This is a genomic window from Bacteroides xylanisolvens XB1A (assembly GCF_000210075.1).
Lineage (GTDB): Bacteria > Bacteroidota > Bacteroidia > Bacteroidales > Bacteroidaceae > Bacteroides > Bacteroides xylanisolvens.
Map to the genome: position 1 here is coordinate 1876028 of NC_021017.1, position 6136 is coordinate 1882163.

Below are 6136 nucleotides of genomic sequence, written 5' to 3' on the forward strand. Positions count from 1 at the left end.
TTTGTATGTTTGTTCCCGGATTGTAACAATCCGAGCGAATTTAATCTAAGTTTATAACAAGAAAAACTAAAATGTATCCATTAAAATTCGAACCTATTCTGAAGCAGACGCTTTGGGGGGGCGACAAAATTATTCCGTTCAAGCATTTGAACTCTGACTTGAAAGGAGTAGGAGAAAGCTGGGAGATTTCCGGTGTTGAGGACAATGAATCCGTAGTGGCTAATGGCCCGGATAAAGGTTTAACCTTAGCCGATATGGTAAGAAAGTATCGTGAGGAACTGGTTGGTGAAGCGAATTATGCCCGTTTCGGCAACAAATTTCCGTTGCTCATTAAGTTCATCGACGCCAAACAGGATTTGTCAATCCAGGTACACCCAACAGATGAGTTGGCGAAGAAACGCCATAATTCGATGGGAAAAACCGAGATGTGGTATGTGGTAGATGCCGACAAAGGAGCTAAATTGCGTTCAGGATTCTCTGAACAGATTACCCCGAAAGAATATAAAGAACGCGTGTTGAACAATACGATTACCGACGTATTGCAGGAATATGAGATCCATCCGGGTGATGTGTTTTTCCTTCCTGCCGGACGCGTACACAGCATCGGGGCAGGTTCTTTCATCGCCGAGATTCAGCAAACCTCTGATATTACTTATCGTATTTACGACTTCAACCGTAAAGATGCGAATGGCAAAACCCGCGAACTTCACACCGACTTAGCCCGTGAAGCCATCAACTACGAAGTATTGGATGACTATCGCACTAAATACGAACCGTTGAAGGATGAGCCGGTAGAACTGGTTGCCTGCACCTACTTTACGACTTCTCTGTATGACATGACTGAAGAAATCAGTTGCGACTATTCCGAACTCGATTCATTCGTGATCTTTATCTGTATGGAAGGATCCTGCAAGATGAGAGACAATGAAGGCAATGAACTGACTGTTAGTGCCGGAGAATCTATTTTGTTGCCTGCAACTACACAAGACATCACGATCACTCCTGAAGGAGGAAATGTGAAATTGTTGGAAACATACGTATAAAACTAGGAAACAGGAAGTATAAAGGGGCATTCTTTTGAAGGATGTCCCTTATTATTTGGCAAAGTGGAAAAATTGGCAATAAAATGTGTAGAATGTTATGCATTATCCATGAAATCGATGATGAGAGCCATCATTTTTAGAAGTCTTTTTTCCAAATCAATATTGGAAGTGCTACTTCCTCCATGGGTGTTGTTGTTTCTTGTAGAGTTTAATTCCAATAATGTCATGAAATGTCGGTTTGTGGTACGGGCAAACATCCATGAACCAATGCGCGCGTATGGTGTCAGTTCTAACTCTTTTTCTTTATGAGTACCTTGTGTTTGTTGGATCAAATTGCCCTTCCAGGTTTTATCATATATCATTTTTAGCTTTTCAGAACAATTAATATCATTTCCGTTTATATCTTCGCAATAAATATCCTTTTTGTTTTTGATTTTGATATACATATCAGGGCTTGGTTCTGCAAAAAGTTCTAGAATCTGATAATATGACAAGTAAGCATATCGTAGATATCTTTCATCAAAGCGGTAATTTGTTAACATGATCCATGCTATTTCTATTTGTTCCTTTATATTATGAAGCATCCTTTTTCTAATAGGAACACTTATTGTGCTTGTTTTATCGTTTAATCTGTCCAAAATCTTTTTTTCATTTTCTGCCACTTTCTTGAGAAAACGACTTTTAGAGATTGCGTCAACAGACTGTTTTAATAACTCTTCCAGTTTTTCTTTAGAACGACTTTTATCAAAAATAGATTCTTTAGTGATGTAAGCAAATACATTTCTGTTTAAAGCATATTGCAGGTTCCACGCCTTATTGGAGGCTGTCACGATGATAATTTGGATTCCTTTATCAAGTGTTTGTAGCATATTGATAACATCAAAGCTGGAGAAGTCTGTTTTCTTTTTAAAGTCATTTTGCAGTAGCCGGATGTCAAGTAATACTAAATGATACGGTTCAAACTTTTTTTCTTTAATTGTCTCCTTTACTTTTTGGAGTAAGGCTTCTTTGGTGTCAGATGCATAATCAAAGCCTTTCAGCGTGTTTACTTCAATGTTGGAGTAGTGGGAAAATAATGCCTTATAAAGTTCACCCCATCCTTTATCTGCTTCATCATCAATAATAAGAATGCGTTTTTTTTCCGACTCTGATTCTGATGGATATGGAGGATAATCAATCGTTACTTTATCGCCGCACTCGGGGTGTTGTGATGTAACATACCTGTAATATAAATTCATTTCAATATGATTTTCTATAGCCGATTTGATATTCAGACATTTAGACCATTGGTAGAGAGACCACTCGCTTGTTATAGAATGATGGGAAAGATAGTTGTTAGGTTGAGGTATATGAGTTTTTTTTAGATATGCTTCATAATTTTCCAGATGTTTATAGGCATGAATATTGTCAATGACATTTTTCACTTTTTCTTTAGAATAAGGTAAAAGTTCCACCGCCGGAGTCTGTAGAATGGAGGAATAATCTGAAAGACGTAATAATTCGGTGATATTTTCTGAACCAATTAAGAAAATGGGCAGCTTTCCTACTCCTTCGCCTCTGGTTATAATACGTATATAGTGTGCCATCTGAAGTCCTTGCAATTCTATAGCATTATCAGATAATGTGTTCATAATGAAAATGGCTGTGATTCCTTCTTTGTTGTAGCTTTCTGATAAGTCATTGAATGTCAGATAAAATCTTTCATCAACAGTGTGTCCGGAAGTGGCTAAACGGATGTTTTGAAAATAATCAAGTTGAGAAAATACATTTTCTTTATAATAAATCAAGGCAGGTTTCATATTTTTTGTTTTATAAGTGAGGATATACTATTAATCTGTTCGCGTAATAGGGTCGGATTATACCCTTTATCTTCATGCACACATTCGGTTAACGAAGCATCGTTGGCTAATTCTAATACATAACTGTCTAAATCAAGTTCTGAATATGTCTGCGTGTCGTCTTCAGCTTCAAGCCATTCTATCAATTTATTTCTTGTGTTCATTAATATGGCAACTTCATAATCTTCTCCGAATTCTATTTTTTCAAGTATCAGCGGATTTTCTGCTTTTATATCTTGCACTATGCATGGCAATGCCTGTGTGTAAAATTTGTCGACGCTCAGTTGCAATACATTATCACTCATGTAGGAGTAGGAATAACGTCCGGAAAAGAAAATTAGTGGAATACTGTTTTTCCGGCATATCTCTTTTAGCTGATCTTCTATTTTTTCCACAAATGTGTGGTGGCAACAAATGATTGCATACTTCGCAATATGGGATGTCTCTTTGTTGGAACGAATTTCTTCAATAAAAGAAGTACATTCGTTCCCTGTCAGGATGTGAAGCTGGTCACAGTTCTTCAATATGTTGTTTACTTCCTTATTTATTGAAGCAAGCTCTTCTCGCCGTGTTTTCTTTTCATCTATAATTAGGATTTTCATAAGCATAATGTTTATATATACGGATTCGGTGAGTGAATCCCTTTACTCCATCTAAAAGTAAAGGTTCTGCTATTGTCCGATCAGACTGAATACTATTTAAATACTTGATGCGGAATACTCCATCTTTACATTGTGCTTCCACATACCAGTCGCATAAGTTTATCATTTTTCTTTTCCATTCACAAAAATCTCCTGATTCAATTTCCTGCATCAGTTGTTGGTGAGTGGCGTAATAATTCGAATCTTGTTGACTAAGTAAGATGTCTACATAATCAGAACCAAGGTCTTCTACTTTTACGAGAATGTTGGGAAACTGCTTCCTTTGTGCCATGTCATGTAGTATGTCGGATAGAATATTACGTATCATATATACGTTTGTGTATAATTTGGTGTCTGTTAGTTCAAAAGTAACATGAAAATCGAAATTTAAATATTGCTTGACTAGTTCTCGCAGAAGTTTCTTTAGTTGACGTGTCTCCAGCCTGAACTGAAATTCAGACTTAAATAGTTCTACGATATCACTGAAATAGTTCAATTTTACATTTTTTGCTATTTCGCGTTTATTTTCCGGAATCGGGCAATCGAAAGGAGAACGTTCCGGATGTTCAGAACACCATGCTTTTAGCCATGAAGAACTCCATCCGGATTTTATTTTATATTGCCCCCATCCTCTGTTGTTGAGGGTATTATGTAGAAAACCGTAAAAACAGTAAAAAAGATTCTTATCTATTGTTTTAAAACGTTCGGTTATCTCTTTAAATGCAATTTGTTCCTTTCGGATAAAATCCTCATATCCTTCAAATTTGCAATTGTCAGCATTTCCATCCCAGATATGAGTGATAAATTTGAGCGGATCGTTTTTGCTGAAATTCTCATATAAAAAGGATGGTAGTAGTGTGGCATTGTGTGTTTGTTCCTTAAAAACAGTCGGTGTGGGAGTGTCAGATGCCTTTAAAGTTAAACAAGACAGAGCTTTGGTAAGTGAAGTATAGAGGGGTGTGTCTTTAAGCAGGTGTATATTGATGTTTGTACTAATTGTTTTATACCATTTATTTAGCTCTTCTATACTTAATTTAGAGTTCTGTACTGCATCACAGAAATTGAGTATATTCTTTTTCCATTCTTTCCACTGAGGAATATATAAGTAAATAAATTTATTTTGCAATGTCTTATAAGTAGCATCACCATTTCCTTTTATCATCCGCATATATTGGATTTTTCCACTTAAATAGTTGGATAATTGAGGAATGTCAGAACAGTTGTCTTTCGTTTTCTTTATATCTGAATCGAGATACATCTGCGCGCGTTCGTATCCATATCGTTCCCATAAATATAAATATAACCGAATCTCTTTGACATACGATTTTGAGACATTTACCTTTTCATTGATCGTTAAGCCGCAAACAGTCTGTCTGTAGCCTCTGCCTTCTGCTCTGGTTTTGGAAGGTTGAATTTGGAAGTTCTGTCCCGAAATAATCCTGGCTAGTTCTTGCTGGAACTCTGTGTTGTTTGCGATGTCCTGATAGGATGAAAAAGTTATATCATCTGCATAGCGTGTATATCTAGCACTGAATCTTTTGGCAAGTCCGGTAAGTTTACGGTCCAGGCGCAGACTTACAATGTTAGATAAAATGGGAGAAGTCGGTGCGCCTTGAGGTAAAAAGGCTCTGTTGCCGTCATTAGTACAACATATATTGGCAATGCAATAAGCTATTCTTTCTTTATCTCCATTCAGATTGAATGGAGGTAATGTAAGACAGGCCTTTACCCGATAAAGAGAAATAGAAGTAAAAAAGTCTTTTAAATCTAAATGAAAAACATAAGGCATTCTTACATGTGGTTTTGCTGCGTCACCTATGTTTTGTCCCAAAATAAAACCCTTAGCGGAAGGATGAGGGTGATAGAGACTGGACAGGATAAAGTTCAGACATATTTGCAGACGTTTTAAATCTTTTATGGGTGCTTGTATTTCACGTGTTTTTCCGCTTTTTTTAGGAATTAAAAACTTGTAATATGCATCTTTAGCCAATTTATAATTACTAAAATAGGTCACGTCTTTTAGTGGAATTCTTTTATGTACACCTTTGCATAAGTATGACCAAACCTCATTCATCAGTTTAGTCAAATCTGCAACAGTCTTTATATCTTGAAAAGACTGAGCTACTTGCTGACGTATCTTAATTTCTTGCTCTGTCATTAATAGAGGAAAGTATACTAAAAAATTCTTTATGTATAAACGAGCACGCAGAGCAGTCTGCGACTACGGCAAATGATAAAACCTATAGTCTTCCGAAGAAGACATCAAGCCGATCTGTTAATTTCTTAACCAGCTTGCTAAATTCAATTTATGTAATAGCATACTTTCCTTGCTGCAAAGATAAGATTTTCGTTTGAAATAGGAAAGAATTAGAAAGTTTTTCGTTCTTTTGCCACTTGCCAAATGGCATAATATACCAAATAATTAATGATGTAATGAGGAACAAAAATGGATTTAGCCGGTGTGCGGAATTCTACATCGGTCGTTTGCGAAAGGAGGGACGGCATTCTACGGCGCATGTCTACAAGAATGCGCTCTTCTCTTTCAGCAAATATTGCGGCACGTCTAACGTGTCGTTCAGACAGGTCACCCGTGAGCATTTACGCCGTTACGGTC

General features: G+C 36.7%; 5 protein-coding genes. 2 read left to right on the plus strand and 3 right to left on the minus strand.

Features of this window, described 5'->3' with window-relative positions; all coding sequences use genetic code 11:
• The first annotated feature begins 71 nt into the window (after positions 1–71).
• Entirely contained in the window at positions 72–1043 is a 972-nt protein-coding gene (locus tag BXY_RS07615) for a type I phosphomannose isomerase catalytic subunit (RefSeq protein ID WP_004313588.1), read from the plus strand.
• Positions 1044–1138: 95 nt separating this feature from the next.
• On the opposite strand, the gene BXY_RS07620 is transcribed toward BXY_RS07615, so the two are convergent.
• The 3 genes from BXY_RS07620 to BXY_RS07630 are packed head-to-tail and all read right to left on the minus strand — an operon-like array spanning position 1139 to position 5680.
• Positions 1139–2842 (minus strand): response regulator, encoded by a 1704-nt coding sequence (locus tag BXY_RS07620; protein ID WP_015531605.1) that lies wholly within the window; start codon positions 2840–2842, stop codon positions 1139–1141.
• Positions 2839–3483 carry a hypothetical protein gene (locus BXY_RS07625; RefSeq protein WP_087318786.1) on the minus strand — a complete coding sequence of 215 codons (645 nt, stop codon included), beginning with the start codon at positions 3481–3483 and terminating at the stop codon, positions 2839–2841. Before BXY_RS07625 ends, BXY_RS07620 begins: the two co-directional genes overlap by 4 nt.
• A complete protein-coding gene (locus BXY_RS07630) occupies positions 3461–5680 on the minus strand; it encodes a reverse transcriptase family protein (RefSeq protein WP_015531607.1) in 2220 nt (739 codons plus the stop codon). The genes BXY_RS07625 and BXY_RS07630 overlap by 23 nt, the downstream gene beginning before the upstream one ends.
• Before the next feature lie 275 nt (positions 5681–5955).
• Between BXY_RS07630 and BXY_RS07635 the strand changes: the two genes are divergently transcribed.
• Positions 5956–6136, plus strand: a 181-nt coding sequence (locus tag BXY_RS07635; RefSeq protein WP_208946782.1) for a phage integrase SAM-like domain-containing protein, incomplete at its 3' end; no start/stop codon positions are given.